At 69.8% G+C, this 22,779-nt stretch carries 26 protein-coding genes; 21 read left to right on the top strand and 5 right to left on the bottom strand.

Annotation, left to right across the window (positions count from 1 at the left end; all coding sequences use genetic code 11):
* The first annotated feature begins 25 nt into the window (after window positions 1-25).
* Genes GPZ80_RS13705 through GPZ80_RS13670 form a run of 8 tightly spaced genes read left to right on the top strand, consistent with a single transcriptional unit; the run spans window position 26 to window position 8,634 of the window.
* Window positions 26-811 (top strand): MlaE family ABC transporter permease, encoded by a 786-nt coding sequence (locus GPZ80_RS13705; RefSeq protein WP_187220989.1) that lies wholly within the window; start codon window positions 26-28, stop codon window positions 809-811.
* Complete coding sequence (locus GPZ80_RS13700) at window positions 808-1,674, top strand: MlaE family ABC transporter permease (protein ID WP_376771675.1); 867 nt, start codon at window positions 808-810, stop codon at window positions 1,672-1,674. The genes GPZ80_RS13705 and GPZ80_RS13700 overlap by 4 nt, the downstream gene beginning before the upstream one ends.
* On the top strand, window positions 1,671-2,993 hold the full coding sequence (locus GPZ80_RS13695) for an MCE family protein (RefSeq protein ID WP_187220730.1): 1,323 nt from the start codon (window positions 1,671-1,673) through the stop codon (window positions 2,991-2,993). Before GPZ80_RS13700 ends, GPZ80_RS13695 begins: the two co-directional genes overlap by 4 nt.
* A complete protein-coding gene (locus GPZ80_RS13690) occupies window positions 2,990-4,033 on the top strand; it encodes an MCE family protein (RefSeq protein WP_187220729.1) in 1,044 nt (347 codons plus the stop codon). Before GPZ80_RS13695 ends, GPZ80_RS13690 begins: the two co-directional genes overlap by 4 nt.
* Window positions 4,030-5,049: an MCE family protein gene (locus tag GPZ80_RS13685; RefSeq protein ID WP_187220728.1), complete on the top strand. Its 1,020-nt coding sequence runs from the start codon at window positions 4,030-4,032 to the stop codon at window positions 5,047-5,049. Before GPZ80_RS13690 ends, GPZ80_RS13685 begins: the two co-directional genes overlap by 4 nt.
* On the top strand, window positions 5,046-6,245 hold the full coding sequence (locus GPZ80_RS32700; protein ID WP_187220727.1) for an MCE family protein: 1,200 nt from the start codon (window positions 5,046-5,048) through the stop codon (window positions 6,243-6,245). The genes GPZ80_RS13685 and GPZ80_RS32700 overlap by 4 nt, the downstream gene beginning before the upstream one ends.
* A complete protein-coding gene (locus GPZ80_RS13675; RefSeq protein WP_187220988.1) occupies window positions 6,245-7,390 on the top strand; it encodes an MCE family protein in 1,146 nt (381 codons plus the stop codon). The genes GPZ80_RS32700 and GPZ80_RS13675 overlap by 1 nt, the downstream gene beginning before the upstream one ends.
* Window positions 7,390-8,634, top strand: coding sequence for an MCE family protein (locus tag GPZ80_RS13670; RefSeq protein WP_187220726.1), 1,245 nt, complete (start codon window positions 7,390-7,392; stop codon window positions 8,632-8,634). Before GPZ80_RS13675 ends, GPZ80_RS13670 begins: the two co-directional genes overlap by 1 nt.
* Before the next feature lie 83 nt (window positions 8,635-8,717).
* On the opposite strand, the gene GPZ80_RS13665 is transcribed toward GPZ80_RS13670, so the two are convergent.
* Window positions 8,718-9,299, bottom strand: coding sequence for an NsdA family TPR-like regulatory protein (locus GPZ80_RS13665; protein WP_187220725.1), 582 nt, complete (start codon window positions 9,297-9,299; stop codon window positions 8,718-8,720).
* 28 nt (window positions 9,300-9,327) lie between these two features.
* On the opposite strand from GPZ80_RS13665, the gene GPZ80_RS13660 reads away from it, so the two are divergent.
* Window positions 9,328-10,068 carry a radical SAM protein gene (locus GPZ80_RS13660; protein ID WP_187220724.1) on the top strand — a complete coding sequence of 247 codons (741 nt, stop codon included), beginning with the start codon at window positions 9,328-9,330 and terminating at the stop codon, window positions 10,066-10,068.
* A 176-nt stretch (window positions 10,069-10,244) separates the two neighbouring features.
* Here the strand turns inward: GPZ80_RS13660 and GPZ80_RS13655 are convergent, their stop codons facing one another.
* Window positions 10,245-10,595 carry a pentapeptide repeat-containing protein gene (locus GPZ80_RS13655; protein WP_187220723.1) on the bottom strand — a complete coding sequence of 117 codons (351 nt, stop codon included), beginning with the start codon at window positions 10,593-10,595 and terminating at the stop codon, window positions 10,245-10,247.
* A 544-nt stretch (window positions 10,596-11,139) separates the two neighbouring features.
* On the opposite strand from GPZ80_RS13655, the gene GPZ80_RS13650 reads away from it, so the two are divergent.
* Window positions 11,140-12,117, top strand: coding sequence for a LysR family transcriptional regulator (locus GPZ80_RS13650; RefSeq protein ID WP_187220722.1), 978 nt, complete (start codon window positions 11,140-11,142; stop codon window positions 12,115-12,117).
* A 116-nt stretch (window positions 12,118-12,233) separates the two neighbouring features.
* Window positions 12,234-13,079 (top strand): glutaminase, encoded by an 846-nt coding sequence (locus tag GPZ80_RS13645; protein ID WP_312880313.1) that lies wholly within the window; start codon window positions 12,234-12,236, stop codon window positions 13,077-13,079.
* Window positions 13,080-13,322: 243 nt separating this feature from the next.
* Here GPZ80_RS13645 and GPZ80_RS13640 read toward each other — a convergent pair whose 3' ends face one another.
* Both GPZ80_RS13640 and GPZ80_RS13635 read right to left on the bottom strand, forming a co-directional pair.
* The gene (locus tag GPZ80_RS13640; protein WP_187220721.1) at window positions 13,323-14,201 is read right to left on the bottom strand and encodes a hypothetical protein; all 879 of its coding nucleotides are present in this window, start codon (window positions 14,199-14,201) and stop codon (window positions 13,323-13,325) included.
* Window positions 14,202-14,304: 103 nt separating this feature from the next.
* On the bottom strand, window positions 14,305-14,721 hold the full coding sequence (locus GPZ80_RS13635; RefSeq protein WP_187220720.1) for an HIT family protein: 417 nt from the start codon (window positions 14,719-14,721) through the stop codon (window positions 14,305-14,307).
* A gap of 43 nt (window positions 14,722-14,764) precedes the next feature.
* Here GPZ80_RS13635 and GPZ80_RS13630 point away from each other — a divergent pair, with 43 nt between their 5' ends.
* From GPZ80_RS13630 to GPZ80_RS13590, 9 genes are all read left to right on the top strand, one after another.
* Window positions 14,765-15,382, top strand: a complete 618-nt coding sequence (locus GPZ80_RS13630; RefSeq protein WP_187220719.1) for a TetR/AcrR family transcriptional regulator — start codon at window positions 14,765-14,767, stop codon at window positions 15,380-15,382.
* Window positions 15,383-15,535: 153 nt separating this feature from the next.
* Window positions 15,536-16,687 carry a trans-sulfuration enzyme family protein gene (locus GPZ80_RS13625; protein ID WP_187220718.1) on the top strand — a complete coding sequence of 384 codons (1,152 nt, stop codon included), beginning with the start codon at window positions 15,536-15,538 and terminating at the stop codon, window positions 16,685-16,687.
* A gap of 20 nt (window positions 16,688-16,707) precedes the next feature.
* Complete coding sequence (locus tag GPZ80_RS13620) at window positions 16,708-17,181, top strand: Lrp/AsnC family transcriptional regulator (RefSeq protein ID WP_187220717.1); 474 nt, start codon at window positions 16,708-16,710, stop codon at window positions 17,179-17,181.
* A gap of 207 nt (window positions 17,182-17,388) precedes the next feature.
* A complete protein-coding gene (locus GPZ80_RS13615) occupies window positions 17,389-17,823 on the top strand; it encodes a hypothetical protein (RefSeq protein ID WP_187220716.1) in 435 nt (144 codons plus the stop codon).
* Window positions 17,824-17,859: 36 nt separating this feature from the next.
* Window positions 17,860-18,945, top strand: coding sequence for an MBL fold metallo-hydrolase (locus GPZ80_RS13610; protein ID WP_187220715.1), 1,086 nt, complete (start codon window positions 17,860-17,862; stop codon window positions 18,943-18,945).
* 9 nt (window positions 18,946-18,954) lie between these two features.
* Complete coding sequence (locus GPZ80_RS13605; protein ID WP_187220714.1) at window positions 18,955-19,476, top strand: GNAT family N-acetyltransferase; 522 nt, start codon at window positions 18,955-18,957, stop codon at window positions 19,474-19,476.
* A 31-nt stretch (window positions 19,477-19,507) separates the two neighbouring features.
* Window positions 19,508-20,191, top strand: coding sequence for a histidine phosphatase family protein (locus tag GPZ80_RS13600; RefSeq protein WP_187220713.1), 684 nt, complete (start codon window positions 19,508-19,510; stop codon window positions 20,189-20,191).
* Window positions 20,192-20,200: 9 nt separating this feature from the next.
* Complete coding sequence (locus tag GPZ80_RS13595; RefSeq protein WP_187220712.1) at window positions 20,201-20,638, top strand: SRPBCC family protein; 438 nt, start codon at window positions 20,201-20,203, stop codon at window positions 20,636-20,638.
* 41 nt (window positions 20,639-20,679) lie between these two features.
* Window positions 20,680-21,126, top strand: a complete 447-nt coding sequence (locus GPZ80_RS13590; protein ID WP_187220711.1) for a hypothetical protein — start codon at window positions 20,680-20,682, stop codon at window positions 21,124-21,126.
* Here GPZ80_RS13590 and GPZ80_RS13585 read toward each other — a convergent pair whose 3' ends face one another.
* On the bottom strand, window positions 21,127-22,287 hold the full coding sequence (locus GPZ80_RS13585; RefSeq protein WP_187220710.1) for a serine/threonine-protein kinase: 1,161 nt from the start codon (window positions 22,285-22,287) through the stop codon (window positions 21,127-21,129).
* A gap of 169 nt (window positions 22,288-22,456) precedes the next feature.
* Between GPZ80_RS13585 and GPZ80_RS13580 the strand changes: the two genes are divergently transcribed.
* The coding region (locus GPZ80_RS13580; protein WP_187220709.1) for a hypothetical protein at window positions 22,457-22,779 on the top strand (323 nt) is incomplete at its 3' end.

The raw sequence follows: 22,779 nt of genomic DNA, 5'->3' as shown, positions 1-22,779 counted from the left end.
CGCCGAAGTGGATCAGCCGTTGAGCCTGCGACTCGAGTCCGACGCGGCGGTCGTGCGCGGCCTTCGCCAGGTCGGCCGCGTCACCACACTGGCATGGGATGTGCTGCGCTTCATCCCGCGCAGACCGTTTCAGGGGCGCGAGTTCATCCAGCAGTGCTGGTTCTTCGCCAGCGTCACGATTCTGCCCACGGCGCTGGTGGCGATCCCGTTCGGCGCGGTCATCGCGCTGCAACTCGGCTCGCTGACCCAGCAGATCGGCGCGCAGTCGTTCATCGGCGCGGCGAGCGCGCTGGCCATCGTGCAGCAGGCCGCCCCGCTGATCACCGCGCTGCTCGTGGCGGGCGCGGGCGGGTCCGCGGTGTGCGCCGACATCGGGTCACGCACCATCCGCGAGGAGATCGACGCGATGGAGGTCCTGGGCGTCTCGCCGATCCAACGGCTCATCGTGCCCCGCGTGCTGGCCTGCATCGTCGTCGCGACACTACTCAATGGACTCGTCAGCGTGGTGGGCGTCGCGGGCGGCTACTTCTTCAACGTGGTCATGCAGGGCGGCACGCCGGGTGCCTACCTGTCCAGCTTCAACGCTCTCGCCCAGCTGCCGGACCTGTGGATCAGCACGATCAAGGCGGTCCTCTACGGGTTCGTCGCGGGCATCATCGCGGCCTACCGCGGGCTCAACCCGTCCGGTGGACCGAAGGGCGTGGGCGACGCGGTGAACCAGACCGTCGTCATCACGTTCCTGCTGCTGTTCGCGATCAACGTCGTGCTGACCGGCCTCTACCTGCAAATCGTCCCACCCAAGGGTTTGTGACCATGGCGATCCGGGAGAGGGCGCCCCGCCAGGTCACCACGCGCGTGCTCGCGGTGGCGAACCAGCCGTTCGACGGCCTGGCCGTCCTGGGACAGCAGCTCGCCTTCTACCTGATGGTGCTGCGCACCGTGCCACGCACGATCGTCCGGTACCCGCGCGAGACCATGCGGCTGCTGTCCGAAGTGTTCTTCGGCAGCGGGGCGCTCGCGGTCATCGGCGGCACGCTGGGCGTGATGATCGGCATGACCGTCTTCACCGGTTTGATCGTGGGTTTGCAGGGCTACTCGGCGCTCAATCAGCTGGGCACGTCCGCGCTGACCGGGTTCATCGCCGCGTACTTCGACACCCGCGAGGTCGCGCCGCTGGCCGCCGGGCTCGCGCTGTCGGCGACCGTGGGCTGCGGCTTCACCGCGCAGCTCGGCGCGATGCGGATCTCCGAGGAGATCGACGCGCTGGAGGTCATGGCCGTCCCGAGCGTGCCGTACCTGGTCACCACGCGGGTCATCGCGGGTGTGGCGGCGGTGATCCCGCTGTACGTGGTGGGTCTGCTCTGTTCCTATCTGGCTTCGCGCCAGGTGACCGTGTGGTTCTACGGGCAGTCGTCGGGCACCTACGACCACTACTTCCACCTGTTCCTGCCGCCCGAGGACGTCCTCTGGTCGTTCCTCAAGGTGATGGTGTTCAGCGTCGTGGTGATCCTGGTGCACTGCTACTACGGCTACACCGCGAGCGGCGGGCCCGCGGGGGTCGGCGTCGCCGTCGGCCGGGCCGTGCGCACGGCGATCGTGTTGCAGACCCTGCTGGACTTCTTTCTCAGCCTGGCCATCTGGGGCGCGACGACGACAGTGCGGATCGCCGGATGAAGCCTGTCGAGAAGATCCGGCACCAGCTCTACGGGCTGGTGTTCCTGGTCGTCGTGGCGAGCCTGGTGTGGCTGTCGATCGGCTTCTACAACAAGGCCTTCACCACTGTCGTGCCGGTGAGCCTGGAGACCGACCGGGTCGGCAACCAGCTGCGGGTCGGCTCCGACGTCAAGCTGCGCGGGATGATCGTCGGCGAGGTGCGGGGTATCCGGCCCACGGGTGACCGCGCGGTGCTCGACCTGGCGCTCGACCCGGACTCCGTGGATCTCATCCCCGCCAACGTCTCCGCCCGCCTGCTGCCCAAGACCCTGTTCGGTGAGCGCTATGTGGCCCTGCTGATCCCGACTGATCCCGCGCCGCGGGCGTTGCGCGGCGGCTCGGTGATCCCCCAGGACCGGACGTCGTCGGCGATCGAGTTGGAGAAAGTCCTCGACCACCTGATGCCCGTCCTGCAAGCCGTGGAGCCCGCCAAGCTCGCGACGACGCTCAACGCGATGTCGACCGCGTTGGACGGCCGCGGCGCACAGTTCGGCCGGACCATCGCCGACCTCGACGCCTACCTGGAGCGGCTGCTGCCCAGCATGCCCGATCTCAAGGCGGACCTGGCGGCCCTGGCCACCGTCGCCGACACCTACGCCGACGCCGCTGCGGACCTGCTCCAGGCGATGAGCGACCTGACCACGACCACCAGGACGGTCGCCGAGCAGCGGGCCAACCTCGACCTGCTCTTCAGCACCGTCACCACGGCGGCGGTCGATCTCGACCGGTTCCTGGCGGTGAACAAGGGAAACCTCATCGAACTGGCCGACACCGCCCAGTCCACCCTGGCGGTGCTGGCGAAGTACGCGCCGGAATACCCGTGTCTGCTGGAGAACCTGGTCAAGGCGATCCCCGCGTCGGAGCGCGCGTTCGGCAAGGGAACCGACCACCCGAACGTCTCCAGGGTGACCATCGAGATAGCGGCGAACCGCGGCAAGTACCTGCCGGGCGTCGACACCCCGCGCTACGACGACAAACGCGGTCCGCGCTGCTACCGGATGGCGCAGCCCGGCGAGAAGTTCCCGCAGTACACCACGGACGGGCCGCTGAAGGACGGCACCTCCAAGCCGCCCGCGCCGAAGTCGGACCGGCCCGAGCAGTTCCGGCCCACCGTCCCGCAGGCGGCGGACGCGCCCGCGCTGGCCAACAGCCCGCAGGAGCGCGATCTGGTCAACGCCCTGCTCGCGCCCGGACTCGGGGTCATGCCCGAGGACGTGCCGCGCTGGGCGGGTCTGCTGCTCGGCCCGGCGTTCCGCGGCACGGAGGTGACACTCCGATGAGGACGGTGCTCGTACCGCTGCTGAAGATCGCCGTGTTCGCGGTGGTCACCGTGACGCTGACCGCCATGCTGGGCCTCACGATCGCCAACAAGTCCCTGGGGCAGACGATGGGCTACGCGGCCCGGTTCACCGACGCGACCGGCATCGTCGTCGGCGACGACGTCCGCATGTCCGGTGTGCGCATCGGCCAGGTCACCGACGTGCGGGTGGTGGATGACCGGCTCGCCGAGGTCGCGTTCGACGTCGAGTCCGCCCGCAGGCTTCCCGCCTCGATCACCGCGACCATCAAGTACCGCAACCTGATCGGCCAGCGCTACGTCTCCCTCGGCATCGGCGAGATCCGCGACCCGAACGCCGTTTTCGAGCCCGGACAGACGATTCCGGTCGAACGGACCAAACCCGCGTTGAACCTCACCGTGCTGTTCAACGGCTTCCGCCCGCTGTTCCAGGCACTCGACCCAGCCCAGGTCAACGAGCTCACCGCGCATCTCATCCAGGTCCTGCAAGGCGAAGGCGGCACGATCGACAGCATCCTCAGCCACACCGCGTCGCTCACCACCGCGATCGCCGACAAGGACAAGGTGATCGGCGAGGTGATCGCCAACCTCAATACGGTGTTGGACACGGTCAACGGCCGCAGCGCGGAGGTGTCCGGACTCATCGATCAAATGCAGCGGCTCAGCACCGGACTGGCCGAGCAGCGTGAGCCGATCGGCGACGCCATCACCGCGCTGGGCGACCTGACCACCGTCACCGCGGGGCTGCTCGGCGACATTCGCCCATCGCTGAAGCAGGACATCGCGGGCCTCGGGCAACTGTCCACCACCCTGGCCGCGCACGAGGACACTGTGGACCACTTCCTCAAGAACCTGCCGGGCAAGGTCAACGCCATCACCCGCTCCGCCAGCTACGGCGGCTGGTTCAACTACTTCCTGTGCAGCGCCTCCGGTCGCATCGGGGTGTCCGAACTCGGCATCGTCGTGGACATTGCCGCGCTGCCGCTGCCGGGAACGCAGCGGCCGGAGAGGTGCGGGCCATGAAGTCGCTGCGGGAACGCGACCAGGCAGGCGTCGGCGCGGTCACCCTGGTTCTCGTCGTGCTCGTGGTCCTGGCGACGTTCTTCTCCGACGACCTCCCGATCATCGGTGGCGGCACGACGTACTCCGCGGAGTTCACCGAGTCCGCGGGGCTGCGGCCCGGCAACGAGGTCCGCGTCGCCGGGGTCAAGGTGGGAGCCGTCGACGCGGTCGCGTTGGCGGGCAACAAGGTGCGGGTCGACTTCACGGTCCGCGATGCCCGCGTCGGCGACCGGAGCATGCTGTCGATCCAGATCCGCACGCTGCTCGGCGACAAGTTCCTCGCCATCGCCACGGATGGCGGAGAGCTGCAGGATCCGAACCAGGTCATCCCGAAGACGCGGACGCTGACCCCGTTCGACATCGTCCCGGTGTTCGACCAGCTCACCAAGACCGTGCAGAAGATCGACACCGCCCAGCTCGCCGAGAGCTTCCGGGTGGTCTCCGAGGCGATGTCCGGCAGTCCCGCACACCTGCGCGACGCGCTCACCGGCATGTCCCGCCTCTCCGCCACACTGTCCACCCGCGACGAGGAGCTGGCCCGACTGCTGTCGAACACCTCGTCGCTGACCAAGACCGTGGCCGACCGGGACAAGCAGCTGCAGAAGCTGTTCGCCGACGCGGGACTGCTGTTCGAAGAACTCCAGCTGCGCCGCTCGGCGGTCAGCAGGCTGCTCAGCGGGACCAAGGCGCTCGCCGACGAACTGCACGGTCTGGTGGCCGACAACACCGCGCAGCTCAAGCCGATGCTCACCCAGCTCGACAAGGTGACCACTGTGCTGGCCCGCAACCAGGACAACCTCAGCAAGGGGGTGGCCGCGCTGGCGCCGTTCGTCCGGGTCTTCAACAACACCGTGGGCAACGGGCGCTGGTTCGAGGGCTACATCTGCGGCCTGTTCCCGCCGTCCACGAAGACCGCGCTGATCGACATCAACCCGGAGGGCTGTTACACGCCCCTGACCCCGGGAGGCGGCAAGTGATCCTGCGATCCCGGTTCCAGCGCGATGCCACGGTCACCGTGACGCTGTTGGCGGTGCTCGGCCTGATCGTCACCGCCGCACTATGGTGGATCGCGATCCCGATGGCGGGCACCAGGCTCACCGCGCACTTCGCCAAATCGATCGGCATCTACCCCGGATCCGAGGTTCGGGTGCTGGGCATCACCGTCGGACAGGTCGACACGGTGGTCCCGCGCGGCGACTTGGTCGAGGTCACCATGACCGTCGACCAAGGCGTGGACCTGCCCGCCGAGGTCTCCGCGGTCTCGGTCGCGCCGAGCCTGGTCAGCGACCGGTTCGTGCAGCTCACCCCGGCCTACGAGACTGGCCCGCGCCTCGCGGACCGGGCGCTGATCCCGTTGGACCGCACCGCGACGCCGGTCGAGATCGACGACCTGACCGCGAGCGTGCGTGAGCTGGCGACCGCGCTGGGGCCGGACGGCGCGAACGCCGATGGCGCGCTGTCCGGCGTGCTCGACTCGGCCGCCGCCGGCCTCGACGGGAACGGCCGACTGCTCAACGACACGATCAAGCAGCTGTCCACCGCGGCGCACACGCTCAGCGAGTCGCGTGGGGATCTCTTCTCCACAGTGGACAACCTGCAGAAGTTCACCCGCGCCCTGGCTGAGAGCGACGCGCAGGTCCGAGGGTTCAACACCAAGCTCGCCGGGGTGACCGACTACCTGGCCGCCGACAGCGACGACCTCGGCCTCGCGCTCACCTCGCTCGCCAACTCCCTCGGCGAGGTGCAGGGGTTCATCGCCGAGAACAAGGACCTGCTTAAGTCCAATGTGGACCGACTGGTCGGCATCACCCAGGCGTTGGTCGACGAACGGGGCGCACTCGCCGAACTGCTCGACGTCGGTCCGCTGGGCGCGACGAACTTCCTCAACACCTACGACGCCGCGTCGGCGTCGTTCTCCATCCGCGGCAACCTCAACGAGCTGACCTACCCGCCGATGGCGCTGCTCTGCCGGACCATCCAGTCGGGCACGCCCGCCCAGCTCCCGCCCGCCCTCGGCGACGCGTGCGCGAAGCTGGCGCCGGTCCTCGACGGCGTGGTGAAGCTGCCGTCGCCGATCGAGGCGTTGGCCGCGCTGCAGAGCGGCCAGATCCCGCCCATCGCGCTGCCGATGCTCGACCTGCCCGGCCAGAACGCCCCGGGAGGTGGCCGGTGATCAAGCGGTTCGTCGTTCTCGGCGCGGTCGTGGCCGTGGTGTCCGGCTGCGGGTCGGGCGGGCTCTACGACTTGCCGCTGCCCGGCGGCGCCGACCTCGGCGACCGGCCCTACCGGGTCACCGCGCACTTCGGTGACGTGCTCGACCTGGTGCCACAGGCCTCGGTGAAGGTCAACGACGTCGCCGTCGGCCGGGTGGACCGCATCTCGCTGGCGGGCGACAACACTACGGCGGTCGTGGAACTTCTGGTCCACGGCGACATCCGGCTGCCCGCCAACGCGGCCGCCGACCTGCGGCAGTCCAGTCTGCTGGGGGAGAAGTACATCTCGCTGCGGGCGCCCGCCGACGGGCTGGGAACACTCGACGACGGCGCGGTGATCCCGATCGACCGCACCAACCGCAACCCGGAGATCGAAGAGGTCCTCGGCGCGCTGTCCCTGCTGCTCAACGGCGGCGGCGTCGGTCAGCTGCAGAACATCGTGCGCGAAGTCAACGCGGCCATGTCAGGCAACGAGGCCGAGATCCGGTCTTTCCTGTCCAATGTGGACGCCGTGGTCCGCGACCTGGACGGCCAGAAGGGCGACATCACCCGCGCGATCGACTCGCTCAACCGGCTGTCCGGGACGCTGTCCGCGCAGACCTCGCAGCTCGCCACGGCGCTGGACCACCTCACGCCGGGCCTGAAGGTCGTGACGGAGCAGCGCGACCAGCTGGTGACCATGCTCGGCGCACTCGACCGGCTGTCCACCACGGCTGTTGACACGGTCAATCGCGGTCGTGCCGACCTCGTCGAGGATCTGCGGCTGCTCGCGCCGACCCTGCAGAAGCTCGCCGACTCCGGGGCGAACCTGCCCAACGCGCTGCAGCTGCTGCTGACGTACCCGTTCACCGACTACACGGTCAACGCGATCAAGGGCGACTTCACCAACGTCGACGTCGTGTTCGACCTCGACCTGAGTGTGTTGCTGGACAACATCAACAGCTCCAGCTCGCCGTTCCTCACCCTTCCCGGAGTGGGTGGAGTCCCGCCTCCGACGCCTGCGGGCTTGCCTGGCTTGCCTGCGTTGCCCAGCTTGCCGGTTCCGCCTGCTTCGGCCGGTGGGCTCGGGCCGCTGCTCGGCGGACTGATCGGGGGTGGTGGCTGATGCTCGCGCTGCCGGTCAAGGTCCGGCTGTTCTTGTTCTCGCTGATCGCGGTGGTCGGGATCGCCTACGTCGGCGGCACCTATGCGGGGTTGGACCGGCTCTTCGGTCTGGGGGGCTATGTCGTGACGGCCCAGTTCGTCGACTCCGGGGGGATCTTCACCAACGCCGAGGTCACGTACCGCGGGGTGCCGGTGGGTCGGGTCGGCGCGCTGCGCCAGGCCCCGGGCGGCGTCGACGTCGAACTGGCCATCAGCGACGACGCCCCGCCGATCCCGGCGGACACCCAGGCGGTCGTGGCCAACCGGTCGGCGGTGGGCGAGCAGTTCGTCGACCTGGTGCCCGCCCGCGACGGCGCGCCCTTCCTCGCCGACGGCTCGGTGATCGCCCGCGACCGCACCGAGATCCCGACCGGCCCAGACGAGCTGTTGTCCACAGTGGACCGCCTGGTGAGCAGCGTGCCCGTCGACTCGCTGCGCACCGTCGTCGACGAACTCGACCAGGCTTTCCGCGACACCGGACCGGCCCTGCGCACCCTGCTCGACGACACCGGCGCCCTGACCGCGGCGGCGACCGAGCACCTGCCGCAGACCGCCTCGCTGCTCGCGGACGGGCGCGTGGTCCTCGAGACTCAGGCGGCCCAGTCGGACCTGATCCGCTCCTACAGCGCGGACCTGCGCACCATCGCGGCCCAACTCAAGGCGTCGGACCCGGACCTGCGGTCGCTGCTCAAGACCGGGCCCGCGGTATCGATGCAGGTCTACGAGGTGCTGCGGGACAGCGGCCCAAGCCTGGGAGTGGTCCTCGCGAACCTGCTCACCACGTCCCAGATCACTTCGACCCGCGTCGACGGCATCGAGGAACTGCTGGTCGCCTACCCGATCATGGTGGCCGCCGCCCCCAGCGCCAACCCGGACGGCACCGGACATCTCGGCCTGGTCCTGACCTTCGCCGACCCGCTGTCGTGCACCAAGGGGTACGAGACGACGAAACAGCGGCCCGCCAACCAGGTCACCGACATCCCGGCGAACACCCAGGCCTACTGCGCCGAGCCGCTGGGCAGCCCGGTCGGCGTCCGTGGATCGCAGAACGCCCCCTACGGCGGAAAGCCCCGTGAAGTCCCCGCCGCCCCCGCCGCCGCGCCCGGGCAGCCGGTGCCCGCGCTGCCGCTGCCGGGCACGCTTGGACTGCCGGGCTCGAACAGACCACCCTCCCTGGCTTCACTGCTCGGTCTTGTGTCTGGCTGACAGTGGTCCGAAGCGACGTCGGTTGACCTGTCGGACTTCGACATATCTGCGTGACAGGGCTGCGCTGCCCGCGCAACGGGCCGTCAGGCCGGCTTCAGCACCCTGTCGATGCGGGCGTTCAACTCCCGCACCACAGGGATCGTGCGGTGTCGGCGACCGGCGACGCGCAGTTGCCGCAGTGCTTCGAACACTCGGTCGGAGCGGATCGGGCCCAAGCCGTCGAGGGCGCTGTGGCCGAGGGTGGCGGCGTGGTTGGGGTCGTCGCGGGCCATGGTGAGGTGAGCGAGGTTGGCGACGGCGAGGGTCTTGCCGCGCGAGTGCTGCTGGGGGAAGCGGTCGATCGCGGCGACGAGGTGGCCTTGGGCGGCGGTGTGGTCGCCGCCGTTGACCGCCAGGTGCAGCAGTGCGCGGCCGAGATCGCGTTCGAGGTGCGCCGGCCCGTAGTAGGTGATCCAGTCCGGTTCATCCCCGCCGTCGCGGGCGAAAGCGTCCTGCGCTTGGCCCGTGGCGGTGAGGCAGTCAATTTCGCGCTGAGGCCCGGCGAGACCGAGGGCGCGGGCGTGGCGGGTATGCATGACGGCCTTGACCACGGGTGTTAGCCGGTCGGCACGGACCAACGCGTTCTCGGCGAAGCTGAGCGCGTCATCAGGCCGCCCTTGGTGCATCGCGAGATTGGCCAGCCCGGAGAGGGCTTTGCGAGTCGACCTGGCCGGTCGGGTGGCGTTCGGTAGGATCCTGCGCGGCATCGAACTGCTGCTCGCGGCCGGGCGCGACGTGTCGGTGATCGCCGTGGTCAGCGACCCCAGCCCCCAGCGGGCGCGTCGGCTGCACGCGTTCGCCGCCGAACTCGGCTGCACCTGGCTCGGGGTGAACATCGAGGAACGTGAGGGCGTCAACGCCCAACGCCCCACCACCCGCGACCTCAACCGAACCGCCGAATTCTGGGCCGAACTCCTGCGCTGCTGGCAGGAGAACCCCCGCGTGCAGGTCCGCGAGATCGACCGAGCCCTCGGATTCGCCGCCCACACACTGCGCGAGCAGCCGTCCCCGTCCCGCCCGGCGATGATCGAACCACTGCCCACCGTGGCCTTCGACGGTTCGGTCACCCTGATCTCCCCGGAATTGGCCGGGTTCACCTCCGAACGCCATGGCGTGTTCTCCTGCGGCAACGTCCTCGATGAACCGTTGGATCAGCTCATCGACCGAGGCCTGGCCGCGAACTGGGTGCGGGAATACCGCCGCGGTCTGCGCAACTGCCGTGATTTGTGCCCGTACTTCGACTTCTGCGGCGGAGGCCACCCCTCCAACCGCCATTTCGAGCACGGCCGGCTCGACACAACCGAAACGGCTTACTGCCAGAACAGCAAGATCGCACTCATGGAAGGAGTGATCGGCGTTGCCCACCACAACATAATCCGCAACCATCCTCGCTGACCGCCTGCGAGGCTGCAAGGAAGGCCTGCTACCCCTGATCGACCAGTGGCGGCCCACCGTCGACGCAGGCAAGTGGGACAAGCGCCCCAGCTGGGACGACTGGAACAAGTCCGGCGGCGGCAAACCCTGGGACAACCAACCCGCCTGGGACAACTGGGACAACCGCAAGAAATAGGTCAGCGCTCGACGAGCAGGCCCGTCTCCGCCGCCAGCACCTCGGCGACCGAGACGGCCTGCTCCGCACTGATCTTCGCGCCACGCAACGACACCAACCCCCGTGCCCCGCCGAGCTCAGAACCCGGCAGATCACAGCCCTCAGCCCGTCGCGCCGCGAACTCCGCCCCCGTGAGATCGCAGGCGAGCAGCAGCACGTTCGACAGATCGCCGCGGATCACCGCCTCACGCAGCGAACAGCCTTGCAGCACCATCAGGCCCTTCACACGCCGCACCTCGATGGTCGCGTAGTCCAGGCGGCAGTCGTCGACGTAGAATTCCTCCGCCTGGTCGAGTGTCAATTGCAGGCCCACCGCCCGGCAGCGTTCTCACGCGACCCGCCGAGCCGCGCCGACCTCAACCGTTGCGTTGGAAGGTCCACCTCGGTGAACTCGACGTCGGTGAAAATCCACTGGGGACAGACGCGACCCGGACATGTCCGTCCCAGCGGCGACACAACGGCGCAGCGATCCCTCGCCCACCACTCCGGACGCGGTACCGACGAGCCGAACGTCGGTGTAAGCGAAATCGCCCTTGAGGCCCGCGGACTCTTCGACCAAGTCATCCAGATCGATGGACGGACACTGCAGCGACCGGCCGACCGACAGTTCACGGAAGCGCATCACGGAACTCTATCGGCTGTGGTGACCGCTTCACCAACCCGATCGGCGTTCAGAGCGGCCCCGAGCAGCCCCCGCCCTTCCCTGGGGGACGGCCCTTGCCCAGTCTATCGGCTGGGGGTGACAGATGATCTTGGCTTGGGGGTCGCTGTGGATAACCGGTCGAGCTGTGGATAGGCGGTGCACCTGATTCGGATGCGCTATCTCGACCATAATCGCTACCCATAACATGGTTGGCATGGAACTGGAGTTCCGCCACCTGCGAATCGTGATCGTGGTGGCCGACGAAGGCAGCATCACCAAGGCGGCCGCGGCGCTGGGGTTGTCCCAGCCGTCGCTGACGTCGCAGTTGCAGCGGATCGAGCGGGCGTTGGGGGCGCCGTTGTTCGAGCGGGTTCGGACCGGGGTCGTCCCCACGTCGTTCGGGCGGTCCGTGTTGGCCAAGGCGCGGTCGGTCGTCAATGAGATGGCCGACCTGCGCGGTGACGCGCCCATGGTGGCCGCGGCGCCGGACCAGCAGGTGGAGTTGCGGATCGGCGGTATCCCTGGCGCGCTCCTCGCACTGCTGGTTCCCCGGCTGGTCACGTCGCAGGCCAAGGCGACCCCCGCGGCGCCGCCGCTCAAGGTGGCGGTGCACACCGATCCGTCGGTGGCCGCGCTGCTCGCGAAGGTGCGGGCCGGGCGGATCCACGCGGCGCTGCTGTGGGAGGGGATCGGGTTCGAGGGCAGCGGCGGCGACGGTGTGCGCCGGGAGGTGATCGTGCCGGTCGAGCCGCAGTTCGTCGCGCTGGCCGAGTGGCACCCGCTGGCCGCGCGGGCCACCGTCGAACTCGCGGCGCTGGCCGAGGAGAACTGGGTCGTCGACCCGCAGGAAGACCATGGCGGGATCGCCGCCCTCCGCTGGGCGTGCCGCAAGGCCGGGTTCGACCCGCGGATCACCCACGAGGCGAGCGACGCGGTGTCCGCCCGCGAGTTCGTCACCAGTGGCCAGTGCGTGAGCCTGGCCCAACCCACCTCGAACGAGGGCATGGGGTTGGTGGTCCGCCCGCTGGTGGGCGACCCCATCGTCGGCCGCGTCGAACTCGCATGGAAGGACCCGTGCCCGGTCGACCCGGAGATGATGCGCACGGCCGTCGCGGCGACCTACGCCGGGCTGATCGACCGCAACCCGAGCTACACGAAGTGGTGGGCCGAGCACGGTGTCCTCATTTCGTAGTATCCGGCCCGCGATATTTGTTTTCCCACGCTCAACATCTGCGACCGAATAGCGGAGTTAACTGTTAAGTCGCCGAATGCGTTGTGCGAGTGGATGTCGTGGGTCATTCTGACGTCGTGGGTTATCCCGGAGGCGAAGCGACGGCGGTGCTCGAACCCGCACCGCGACCGTTTCTGCGCAGCGCGCTCGACGAGGTGCGCGACCAGGTCCGACCGCTCGTCGGCCTCGGTCAGTCCACAATGGAGCGTCCTGGTTTCGGTATGGCCGTGGCCACAGTGGACGGTGAGCTCTGTGGGGTCGGCGACTACCAAATCCCGTTCCCGCTGCGCAGCCTCGCGAAGGTCTTCGGTTTCGCGCTCGCCCACGCCGTCGACAGCTGGACCGGCGGTGGCCCGCAGAACCCGTTCGACCCGCTTGGCGCGCTGGTCACCACCGACCGCCTGCTGAGTCGCACCGGCGACGCCGCGGGCGCGCTGCGCGCCTTCCTGTCCGCCGAGTCCGGCAACCGTTTCCTCGCCGAGGAACCCGAGCCCACCGAGACCTCCGCGCTCGCGCAGATCGTCGCCGGCTCCGAAGCCCTCGACAACCCGGTGCCGACCGTCGTCGACCACTTCAACCGCCAGGGCGCGATCACCATGTCGTGCGCGGACCTGGCGACCGCCGCGCTGTTCCTCGCCCGCGGCGGCGTCGGCGCGGACGGCACCCGACTGCTCGCCCGCGAGGCCACCCGGCGACTCAACGCGATCATGCTGGTCTGCGGCATGTACGACGGCGCGGGCGAGTTCGCCTACCGGGTCGGCCTCCCGGCCAAGAGCGGGTCCGGCGGCGGCATCATCGCCGTGGTCCCCAACCAGTGTGTCGTGTGCGTGTGGAGCCCGGGACTCGACGCCTGCGGCAATTCCATCGCCGGGGTCGCCGCGCTCGAAGCGTTTTCGACCGTGACCGGTTGGTCGGTTTTCTGAGTCGCCTTTCCTCACGGAAAACACAGGTCTCCGGCCAAAGTCCGCCACGCCATTGCCTTGAGGACGTGAAACCGCCACCATGTTGCTGGATGGCGCGCCGCAGTCGTGCAGGGTCGACTGCGGTCGGCCGTCCTGCCTCGCCGCCAACGTTCCACTCGGCCGGGACACCGGGTGGCACGCCCTCGCACGGCGAGGCCGGAGGCCCGGCGCCGGCGGACCTCGCCGGCGCCGTGGCCTCCACCCTCAGGCGGTGTCGATCCTGTCGTCCGAGGTGGGTTCGCTGGTGCGCGGTAGCAGCCTGCGGTCGTCGTCCTGGCCGGTCAGGCGTGCGCCGTTGTCCCGCTCCGCTTGGGCGTAGTGCGGTGCCGGGGCGCGCAGGGCGGTCGTCAGCTCGGCGAAAGTCGGCAGCAGTGCGGCGGCTTCCCGGACCTGTTCCGGGTGCCGCGCCAGCCACCACACCGCGGCGGTGCCCGGGTCGGTGAACACGTTCTCCGCCAGATACGCCCGGGTGCTCTGCTCCAGTTCCCGCTCTTGGTGCAGGACCTGCTTTTCCTTGCGCAACTCCGCCAGCCGGGCGATCCGGGCGGCGTCGGACTCCGGGACGGCCAGGCCCACCTCGTGGGCCCACGCGACGATCTGGCCGGAGCGGTCGGGAAGCTTGGCGCCCAGTTCCGCGGCCAGGCGGGGCAGCGCGGCCTCGGCGTCGGCGGGGGAGCAGGTGACCGTGATCTGTCGGGCCCGCTCCAGAATCGCGTGCACCGCCAGGCCGCGCGGGTTGCCGTGCTCGCCGTCCTCGCCACCGGTCCAGCACACCTTGCAGGACAGGACGAAGCGGTAATACGGCTCCGCGCTGTCGATGGGAATGGCGGGGACGTGGTGCTCCTCCGGCGCCTGCTCGACGACCGGCTTGGGGTGCGACCGGGCGACGTCGGCCAGGATGGCGGCCTGTTCACGGTGGAACATGACCTGCCGCACGCCCATGGCGCCCGCCGCGAGGGACAGCACCAGCAAGATCACCATCAGCCAGCGCGGCAGGTCGAACGCGACAGTCAGCATCATCGGCAGCAGCAGGGCGGCGCCCATCACGAGGATGGGCGCCCGCCATCGCGCGGAAATCTCCACCCGGACTACGTACCTTGTGCGGGCGGCCGGGCGACAGCCCATCGACGGGGATTCGCTCGAACATACGAACGTCCCTGGGCCAAGCGGCTGAATCGATCCGGGGTCACCGCAACGCGGCACGGATCCGCTCGGCGAAGTCCTCCGCCCGGTGCTCGGCGTCGTACGGGTGGCGGGGGCCGAGCCAGAACCGCAGCCCGTCCTTGACCCGGCGTGGGATGACGTGCAGGTGCAGGTGCGGCACCGACTGGCTGACCACGTTGTTGATCAGGATCATCGACCCGTCCACGCCGAGCCCGTCCTCCACCGCCCGCTCCAACCGCTGCGCGAGAGTGAAGAAGGCCGGGACCTTGTCGGCGGGCAGGTCGCTGAGGATCCCCTGGTGGACCTTGGGCACCACGAGCGTATGACCGTGGAAAAGTGGACGGTGGTCCAGGAACGCGAGGGTGTCGTCGTCCTCGTGGACGATCGTGGCGGGCAACTCACCGGCGATTATTCGACAGAACGTGCACGGCTTGGGCACCTGACCTCCGGGTTCGCGGGGGTTTGCTGGGCACAATGGTCGCGTGACCGCGCCCGATACGCCCTATCAGGTCCGCCGAGCCCCGACCCAGTACCGCGCCAGCCGCCAGATCGAGCGCATCCTCGACGCCGCGTCCCGGGTGGTGCTGGACAAGGGCTACGCCGCGGCCACGACGGCGGACATCGCGCGGTCGGCGAAGGTGTCGATCGGCTCGGTCTACCGGTACTTCCCGGACAAGCCCGCGGTCATGAAGGCCGTCGTGGAACGCAACATCCTGCGCTACCTGCACCGCGTGCAGGCCGAGTCCGACCGGCACACCCACTGGGCCGCCGCGGTCGAGCACGCCTACGACATCTACATCGACATGTGCCGTGCCGACGAGGGTTTCCGCGCGATCGGAGGAGCCGGGCTCGCACTCGGCGACCTGCGGGAGTCCGGCGAACTCGACGTCCCGCTGGCCGACGCCCTGGCCGCCGTCCTCGTCGCCCGCTACGGCTTCGCCTCCACCGCCGCGCTGCGCGTGTCGATGCTGCAGTCGGTCACGGTCGGCGAGGTGATGGCCCGGCTGGCGTTCCGGCTGCGCGGCGAGGGGCACCCGGAGACCCTGCGGCAGGGCCGCCGCATCGTCTGCGACCTCATCGGCGCCCACGCCCCGCCCTGACCGTCGAATTTTGTTCGGCGGCGACCGCCGCGCAGGTCGCGCCGTCGAATTCCGATCGCCTGCCAAGGCCAAAACGGCCGCCCGGTTTCGTGACCCCGCGGTAGTCGTCTCGGGATGGTCATCCTGTGCGCACCCCCGAAAATTGGAGTGCCGATGAGCCGTCTCGCCACGCTCGCCGTGCACGCCGGCCGCGAGGATCTCGCTGGTCTTGGTGTGCATGTGCCGCCCATCGACCTTTCGACCACCAACCCGGTGCCCAGCGTGGCGTCCGGTGGCGCGGCTTACGAGGCCCTCGCCACCGGCGGACTTCCTCCAGCCGAGGGCGGTCTGGTCTACCAGCGCCTGTGGAACCCGACGGTCGCGCGCTTCGAGGAGGCCCTCGCCTCCCTTGAGATGGCCGAGCAGGCGGTGGCGTTCGGGTCGGGCATGGCCGCGCTGACCGCCTGTCTCATCGCGTCCGTCGGGGAGGGCAAGCCGCACGTCGTCGCGGTCCGCCCGATCTACGGCGGGTCCGACCACCTGCTCGCGAACGGCCTGCTCGGCACCGAGGTCACCTGGGTCGAGCCGGCCGGGATCACCGCCGCGCTGCGGCCCGACACCGGGCTGGTGCTGGTGGAGACCCCGGCCAACCCGACGCTGGAGCTGCTCGACCTGACCGCGGTCTGCGACGCCGCGGGCGATGTGCCGGTGATCGTCGACAACACCTTCGCCACGCCCGTGCTGCAGTGGCCGATCGAGCACGGCGCGACGCTCGTGCTGCACTCGGCGACGAAGTACCTGGGCGGGCACGGCGACGTCATCGGCGGTGTCGTGGCGACGTCGGCGCACTGGGCGGAGAAGCTGCGCAGGGTCCGCGCCGTCACCGGCGGCCTGATGCACCCGCTGGCCGCGTACCTGCTGCACCGCGGGCTGCAGACCCTGCCGGTCCGGGTCAACGCGCAGCAGGCCACCGCCGTGGAGCTGGCCGGGTGGCTCGGCGGGCAGCAGCACGTCGAGCGGGTGTACTTCCCGTCCGGCCCGCTGGTGGGCAGGCAGATGGCCGGACCGGGCGCGATGCTCGCGTTCTCCGTCGCGGGCGGCTACGACAGCGCGGCGCGCCTGGTCGAGGGGGTGCGGCTGATCACCCACGCCGTGTCGCTCGGCGGCGTCGACTCACTGATCCAGCACCCGGCGTCGTTGACCCACCGGCCGGTGGAGGCGCACGCCAAGCCCGCCGCGGCCGTGGTGCGGCTCTCCGTCGGCTTGGAGCACCTCGACGACCTGCGCGACGACCTCGCGTACGCGATCAAGGAGGCCCACCGCTGACAGGCCGGTACATTCGGCCAATGGGCCAACCGAGTGACCTGGACGCGGTGGATGTCGCGATTCTGCGCGAGTTGCAGAAGGACGCCCGGCTGCAGAACAAGGAACTCGCCGCCATCGTCGGGGTCGCCCCGTCCACCGCGCTGGAGCGGGTGCGGTCGCTGCGCAGACGTGGGGTGTTCACCGGGTTCCACGCCACGGTGAACCTGGCCGCGCTGGGGAGGCCGGTCAGCGCGCTGCTGTCGGTGCGGGTCCGCCCGCACCGGCAGCAGATCGTGGCCGCGTTCAAGGCGTTCGTCCTGGAGCAGCCGGAGACCGTGTCGCTGCTGCACGTCGCCGGGCCCGATGACTACCTGATCCAGGTCGCGGTGCCCGACACCGCCCACCTGCAGCAGTTGCTGATCAATCGCCTGCTCAGCAGGCCCGAGGTGGTCTCGGTGAACACGATGTTGGTCTTCGAAGCCGTGGATCAACCGGTGCAAGGGCCGATCGGGTAAAACTGTCACTCACCTGGGTGATATGCCAACTGTGAATGACGCATTGGTGTCGATGGCGCGATTGGGTAGCCATTCGCTGGTCAGGTGCGGTAAACAGGCCACGTCGAATACACCGTGTCACCAGATCGCGGCTCTGAGCGGCAGTGACACTCGGCCAGTCGGGTGATGACGATGAGCCAGCCGTGCGAAGAGTTACTGCCAGGCGACATGGGTGAGATCGATGACCTCCTGCGCGCCGTCGTGGCCGATGGATTCACCGTGTACCTCTGCGGCGGCGCCGACAGCCCGGAGGCCATCGTGGCCACCTACGCCTGGGAGAACCACGTCGACTACGTGGTGATCAAGGACGCGCACGACGTCACGGCCGCCAGATCCCGGCAGGTCCGCGACTGGGACGTGTTCACCGCCGAGTCGGTCGTCTGGTCCTACCACGGCCACGCCCGCTGGGCGCTGCGCGCGATCCTCGACCTGCTGCCGCCGGACCACCCGCAGGCGCCGGACGACGAGTACCCGGCGCCGACCAGCCTGCAGGTCGACGAGTCGTACCTGCGCAAGGTGTCCGTCCGGTCGCCGCGGCCCGGTCTCGTGGCCCGGCGGGCCATGCGGCTGCGCACCGCGACCTACGGCTGCCGCCTCGGCTGAGGGCGCTCACAGCGTCGCGGTGGCACCATCGAAGGCATGAGACGCCTTCTTCTCGGCCTGAGCGGGTTGGCCGCCGCCGCTTGGGCGGTCCGCGACGTGCCCGTCGCCATGGGAGCCAAGCCCCGAGGCGACCGCGCCGAGCGCATGAGCCGCTCGCCCCAGTTCCGTGACGGCCGCTTCCACAACCGCGCGCGCACGATCCAGTTCGACCAGGAAGCAGGCGGCGGACTCGTCCGCGAACTGCTCTTCGGCAAGCAGCAGCGCACCCCCGTGGGCGAGATCCCCGTGGTCACGCCCGAGCCGCCGACCGACGACGGCCTCTTCCTCACCTGGTACGGCCACGCCACCACGCTCGTCGAGATCGACGGCGCGCGCGTGCTGTTCGATCCGGTGTGGAGCGACCGCGTCTCGCCGTCGCAGCTGGTCGGCCCACGCAGGCTGCACCCGATGCCGCAGCCGCTGTCCGACGTGCCCGACGTCGACGCCATCGTGATCTCGCACGACCACTACGACCACCTCGACCTGCCGACCGTGCGCGAACTGGTCCGCACCCAGACCGCGCCGTTCGTGGTGCCGCTGGGCGTCGGCGCCCACCTGGAGCGGTGGAAGGTCCCGGCCGACCGGATCATCGAGCTCGACTGGGAGGAGAGCGCCGAGGTCGCGGGCGTGCGGCTCATCGCGACCGCCGCGCAGCACTTCTCCGGCCGCGGGTTCGCCCGCGACGACACGCTGTGGACGTCCTGGGTCGTGGCCGGACCGACCCGCAAAGTCTTCTACACCGGCGATTCCGGCTACTTCGACGGCTACCGCGAGATCGGCGAGGCACATGGTCCGTTCGACGCCACGCTCATCCAGGTCGGTGCCTACGCCGACGGCTGGCCCGACATCCACATGACCCCGGAACACGGCGTCGCCGCCCATGTCGACCTCCAGGGCGGGCTGATGGTCCCGGTGCACTGGGCGACGTTCAAGCTCGCGCTGCACGCGTGGACCGAGCCCGCGGACCGGGTGTGGGCCGAGGCGAAGGCCCGCGACGTGGCGCTGGCGATCCCGCGCCCGGGCGAGCGTGTGGACGTCGACGCCCCGCCGACTGTCGACCCCTGGTGGCAAACCCTCGCATAAGCTCGCGACGTGCTGATTTTTCGCAAGGCGACCCTCGCTGACGTGCCCGTTCTCGTCCCGCTGATCGAGTCCGCCTACCGCGGCGACTCCAGCCGCACGGGCTGGACGACCGAGGCGGACCTGCTCGAAGGCCAGCGCACCGACCCCGACGGCGTCGCCGAGGTGATCACCGCGCCCAAGAGCGCGGTGCTCATGGCGTGGCGCGACGACGACCTGGTGGCGTGCTGCCACGTCGCCGAGGAGGACGGCGCGGGCTACTTCGGCATGTTCGCCGTGGTCCCCGGCCTGCAGGGCGGCGGGATCGGCCACGACACCCTGGCCGAGGCCGAGCGCTTCGCCCGGGACGAGTGGGGCCTGGGCGAGATGCGGATGAAGGTCATCAACGCCCGCGAGGACCTGATCGCCTGGTACGTCCGGCGCGGCTACCGGCGGACCGGCGAGTTGACCCCGTTCCCCTACGGCGACGAACGCTTCGGTGTCCCGCTGCGCGCTGACCTCGCCTTCGAGCTGCTGGTCAAGCCACTTGGTTGACGGTCGCCCCAGGACACGGTCTGCTGTCCTCGTGTCCACTGCCTCGTACCGCCAGCTCCGCTTCGTCGCCCCCGCCGGTTCCACCGAGTTCCTCCTGATCCGGCACGGTGAATCCGCCGCCGCCGATCCCGACCGCAGGTTCGACCTCGTCGGGGGCCAGGGCGACCCGCCGCTGGCGCCTGAGGGCGAGCATCAGGCCGAGCGGGTCGCGGCCCGGCTCTCCAGCCTGGGGATCGACGCCATCTACGTGACCACTCTCCAGCGCACGGCCATGACCGCCGCGCCGCTCGCCCGGGCGGTGGACCTCACGCCACAGGTGGAGGCCGACCTGCGCGAGGTGTTCCTCGGCGAGTGGGAGGGCGGGCTGTTCCGGCAGAAGGTCGCCCAGAACGACCCGATCGCGCTGCGGATGCGGCAGGAGCAGCGGTGGGACGCCATCCCCGGCGGGGAGCCGAACGAGGAGTTCGCGAAGCGGGTCCGCGGGGCGGTCGAACGGCTGGCCGCGCGCCATCCCGGCCAGCGGATCGCGGTGTTCACCCACGGCGGCGTCATCGGGCAGCTGATCGCCTTGGCCACCGGCGCCGCCCCCTTCGCCTTCCTTGGCTCGGACAACGGGTCGATCTCCCAGATCGTGGTCGACGGCCCCGTGTGGCACGTCAGGCGATTCAATGACACAGCTCACTTGGACCATGGAAGGACCGTCGGACTGACCTAGGGTGCTGGAATGGCACCACGTCAGGTCTCCGACACCCGCGTCATCGACGCGCCCGCGGCCGAGATCTTCGAGCTGTTGGCCGATCCCGCGAAGCACCCGCTCATCGACGGGTCCGGCACCGTGCTGTCCGCGCGCGGCACCGGGTCGCGCAGGCTCAAGCTGGGCGACAAGTTCGGCATGGACATGAAGATGGGTCGGCAGTACAAGATCCTCAACACGGTCGTCGAGTTCGAGGAGAACCGGCTGATCGCGTGGCGGCACTTCTACGGCCACCGGTGGCGCTGGCAGCTGCGCGACCTTGGCGACGGCCGCACCGAGGTCACCGAGACCTTCGACTGGTCGACCGCGCGCATCGGGTTCCTGCTGGAACTGGTCAAATTCCCCGGCAAGAACCTCAAGAGCATCCGCGCCACGCTCGACCGGCTCCAGCAGCGCTTCGCGGGCTGATTCGTCCAGCGGGGGGTCGTCGCCGGTGCGACCATGGATTTATGACGTATCCCGATAATGACCCTCGCTATTCCGGCCCTCGGCGCGAGCCCGTCGTGCCCGGGATGCCGGGCGAGGAAGAAGTAGTGCACGAGCGGGTCGAGGACACGAACGCGAGCCGCCACCGCGCCATCAATGTGATCTGCAGCATCATCACATTCCTCTGTGGACTGTTCGCCGTGGTGTTGGTCGTGAAGATCATCCTCACGTTGGCCAACGCCAACCCGTCCAACGGTTTCGCGTCCTTTGTAAATGATTTCTCGTCCGCCGTGTCGCTCGGCTTCGACGGCCTGTTCAGCCCGGGCTCGGAGAAGATGGCCGTGGTGCTGAACTACGGCATGGCCGCGCTCGTGTGGCTGCTCATCGGCGCCGGACTCACCTACCTGATTCGCAGGCTGGCGACTCCGGGGCCGCGTCGAGAGGTGCGCTACCGCCGCTCGGTCGACTGATCAGCCGCTCGACTTGCCCTTCTTCTTGCCCTTGTTGCCCTTGCCGGACTTCGTCGGCTCGGCAGGTGGTTCCGCCTTCGTCGACTCAGGTGTCGCCTTCGTCGTCGGGAGTGGCACCGCGACCGCAGGCACCGGCTTCGGGTCGGGCATGACCTCCGACGACCCGGGCGGCGGGCTGACGGCCGTTCGGCCCGGTTCGGCAGAGGTCATCGCCACCGCGGTCCCGCCGATCAGGACGGCGGCGCTCGCGGCGGCCACCCGCACCGCCGCCACCCGCGTCCGCGGCTTGGCGAGCGGCGGGAGTTCGGCCGTCGCCTGACGCGACACCGGCGGGGTGGACGGGCGCACCGGGGGCAGCGGGCGCCCGCCCGTCAGCGCCGCCGCGGCGAGCCGCTGGGCGCAGTCCTCGGCGTCCGGCCGGTCCGCCGGGTCACGGGCGGTCATCGCCGCCAATGTCTCCGGCCACGGATCGGGGAGCCCGTCGGGAATCCTGGGGTCGCGGCGCAGCCGGGCGACGGCCGCCTCGACGTCGGTGCCGTCGTACTCCGGCCTGCCGGTCAGACACTCGATCAGCATCAGACCGAGCGCGTAGATGTCCGCGGGCGGGCCGCACGGTCCACCCTGGACCTGTTCGGGCGCAAGGTAAGCGGCCGTCCCGACACAGTGGCCGCTTCCGGTGACCCGCTCATCACCCTCGGCGCGGGCGATGCCGAAATCCGCGAGATAGCAGCCCACCGTCTCGGAAAGCAACACGTTGGATGGCTTCACGTCGCGGTGCATGATCCCCTGGGAATGCACGTAGGCGAGCGTGTCGGCGAGCCGTGCGCCCAGCCGGGCCGTCCGCCGCGGGTCTAGCGGACCGTCGTCGATCTCCCGCCGCAGCGTGCGACCGCGCACCAGCTCCATGACCAGGTACGGACGGTCGTTGTCGGGCGCGATGTCGAAGACTCGCAGCAGACCAGGATGCGACAGACCGCTGAGCAGCCGAGCCTCGGAATCCAGTCGTGCGGCCGTTTCGCCCTCGGCGCGGCGCCGGAACAGCTTCACGGCGACCTCTCGGCCGAGGCGCATATCGGTGGCCTCGTGGACATCGGCCATGCCGCCGGTTCCGACCAGCCTGCCGAGCCGGTAGCGCCCGTCGAGCAAGTCGCCCGGTCGCATGTCCCACCCTCCGCTCGATCGTCCCTCAGCCGACTCAGAACTACCCCCCGTGGGTGCCGCACAAACGCTGGTCACGTAACGGGTGGTCCTGGTGAAAAGTGGCATGGAAACGTCCGAATGGGGGTACCAGGTCGGCGTAGAAGCACAACGCCGAGACACGGAGGACACCATGTCCCTGGACGACGACGACATCCGCAGCGGACAGGCGGGAAACCACGGAGCAGCGGACGGGGGCGCGCAGGGCACGCCCGGCGGTCATGACGGCGGCGCGGACGGTGGCGCGGACGGTGGTGCGAGCGGCGGCGGGTTCGGCGGCGGTGGCAGCCACGGCGTCGGCGACGGCGGCGCGGAAGGCACGCCCGGCGGGCACGACGGTGGCGCGGACGGTGGCGCGGACGGTGGTGCGAGCGGCGGCGGGTTCGGCGGCGGTGGCAGCCACGGCGTCGGCGACGGCGGCGCGGAAGGCACGCCCGGCGGGCACGACGGTGGCGC

The organism is Actinokineospora xionganensis (genome assembly GCF_014323725.1).
In the GTDB taxonomy this organism is placed as follows: Bacteria; Actinomycetota; Actinomycetes; order Mycobacteriales; family Pseudonocardiaceae; genus Actinokineospora; species Actinokineospora xionganensis.
This window is presented reverse-complemented; position numbering and strand designations above follow the sequence as displayed.

Excerpts from the sequence above, each read along its gene's own strand:
- GPZ80_RS13695 (WP_187220730.1), top strand. The coding sequence starts at position 1,671 with ATGAAGCCTGTCGAGAAGATCCGGCACCAGCTCTACGGGCTGGTGTTC.
- GPZ80_RS13690 (WP_187220729.1), top strand. The coding sequence starts at position 2,990 with ATGAGGACGGTGCTCGTACCGCTGCTGAAGATCGCCGTGTTCGCGGTG.
- GPZ80_RS13685 (WP_187220728.1), top strand. The coding sequence starts at position 4,030 with ATGAAGTCGCTGCGGGAACGCGACCAGGCAGGCGTCGGCGCGGTCACC.
- GPZ80_RS13670 (WP_187220726.1), top strand. The coding sequence starts at position 7,390 with ATGCTCGCGCTGCCGGTCAAGGTCCGGCTGTTCTTGTTCTCGCTGATC.
- GPZ80_RS13665 (WP_187220725.1), bottom strand. The coding sequence starts at position 9,299 with ATGCACCAAGGGCGGCCTGATGACGCGCTCAGCTTCGCCGAGAACGCG.
- GPZ80_RS13650 (WP_187220722.1), top strand. The coding sequence starts at position 11,140 with ATGGAACTGGAGTTCCGCCACCTGCGAATCGTGATCGTGGTGGCCGAC.
- GPZ80_RS13625 (WP_187220718.1), top strand. The coding sequence starts at position 15,536 with ATGAGCCGTCTCGCCACGCTCGCCGTGCACGCCGGCCGCGAGGATCTC.
- GPZ80_RS13620 (WP_187220717.1), top strand. The coding sequence starts at position 16,708 with ATGGGCCAACCGAGTGACCTGGACGCGGTGGATGTCGCGATTCTGCGC.
- GPZ80_RS13615 (WP_187220716.1), top strand. The coding sequence starts at position 17,389 with ATGGGTGAGATCGATGACCTCCTGCGCGCCGTCGTGGCCGATGGATTC.
- GPZ80_RS13610 (WP_187220715.1), top strand. The coding sequence starts at position 17,860 with ATGAGACGCCTTCTTCTCGGCCTGAGCGGGTTGGCCGCCGCCGCTTGG.
- GPZ80_RS13595 (WP_187220712.1), top strand. The coding sequence starts at position 20,201 with ATGGCACCACGTCAGGTCTCCGACACCCGCGTCATCGACGCGCCCGCG.
- GPZ80_RS13590 (WP_187220711.1), top strand. The coding sequence starts at position 20,680 with ATGACGTATCCCGATAATGACCCTCGCTATTCCGGCCCTCGGCGCGAG.
- GPZ80_RS13585 (WP_187220710.1), bottom strand. The coding sequence starts at position 22,287 with ATGCGACCGGGCGACTTGCTCGACGGGCGCTACCGGCTCGGCAGGCTG.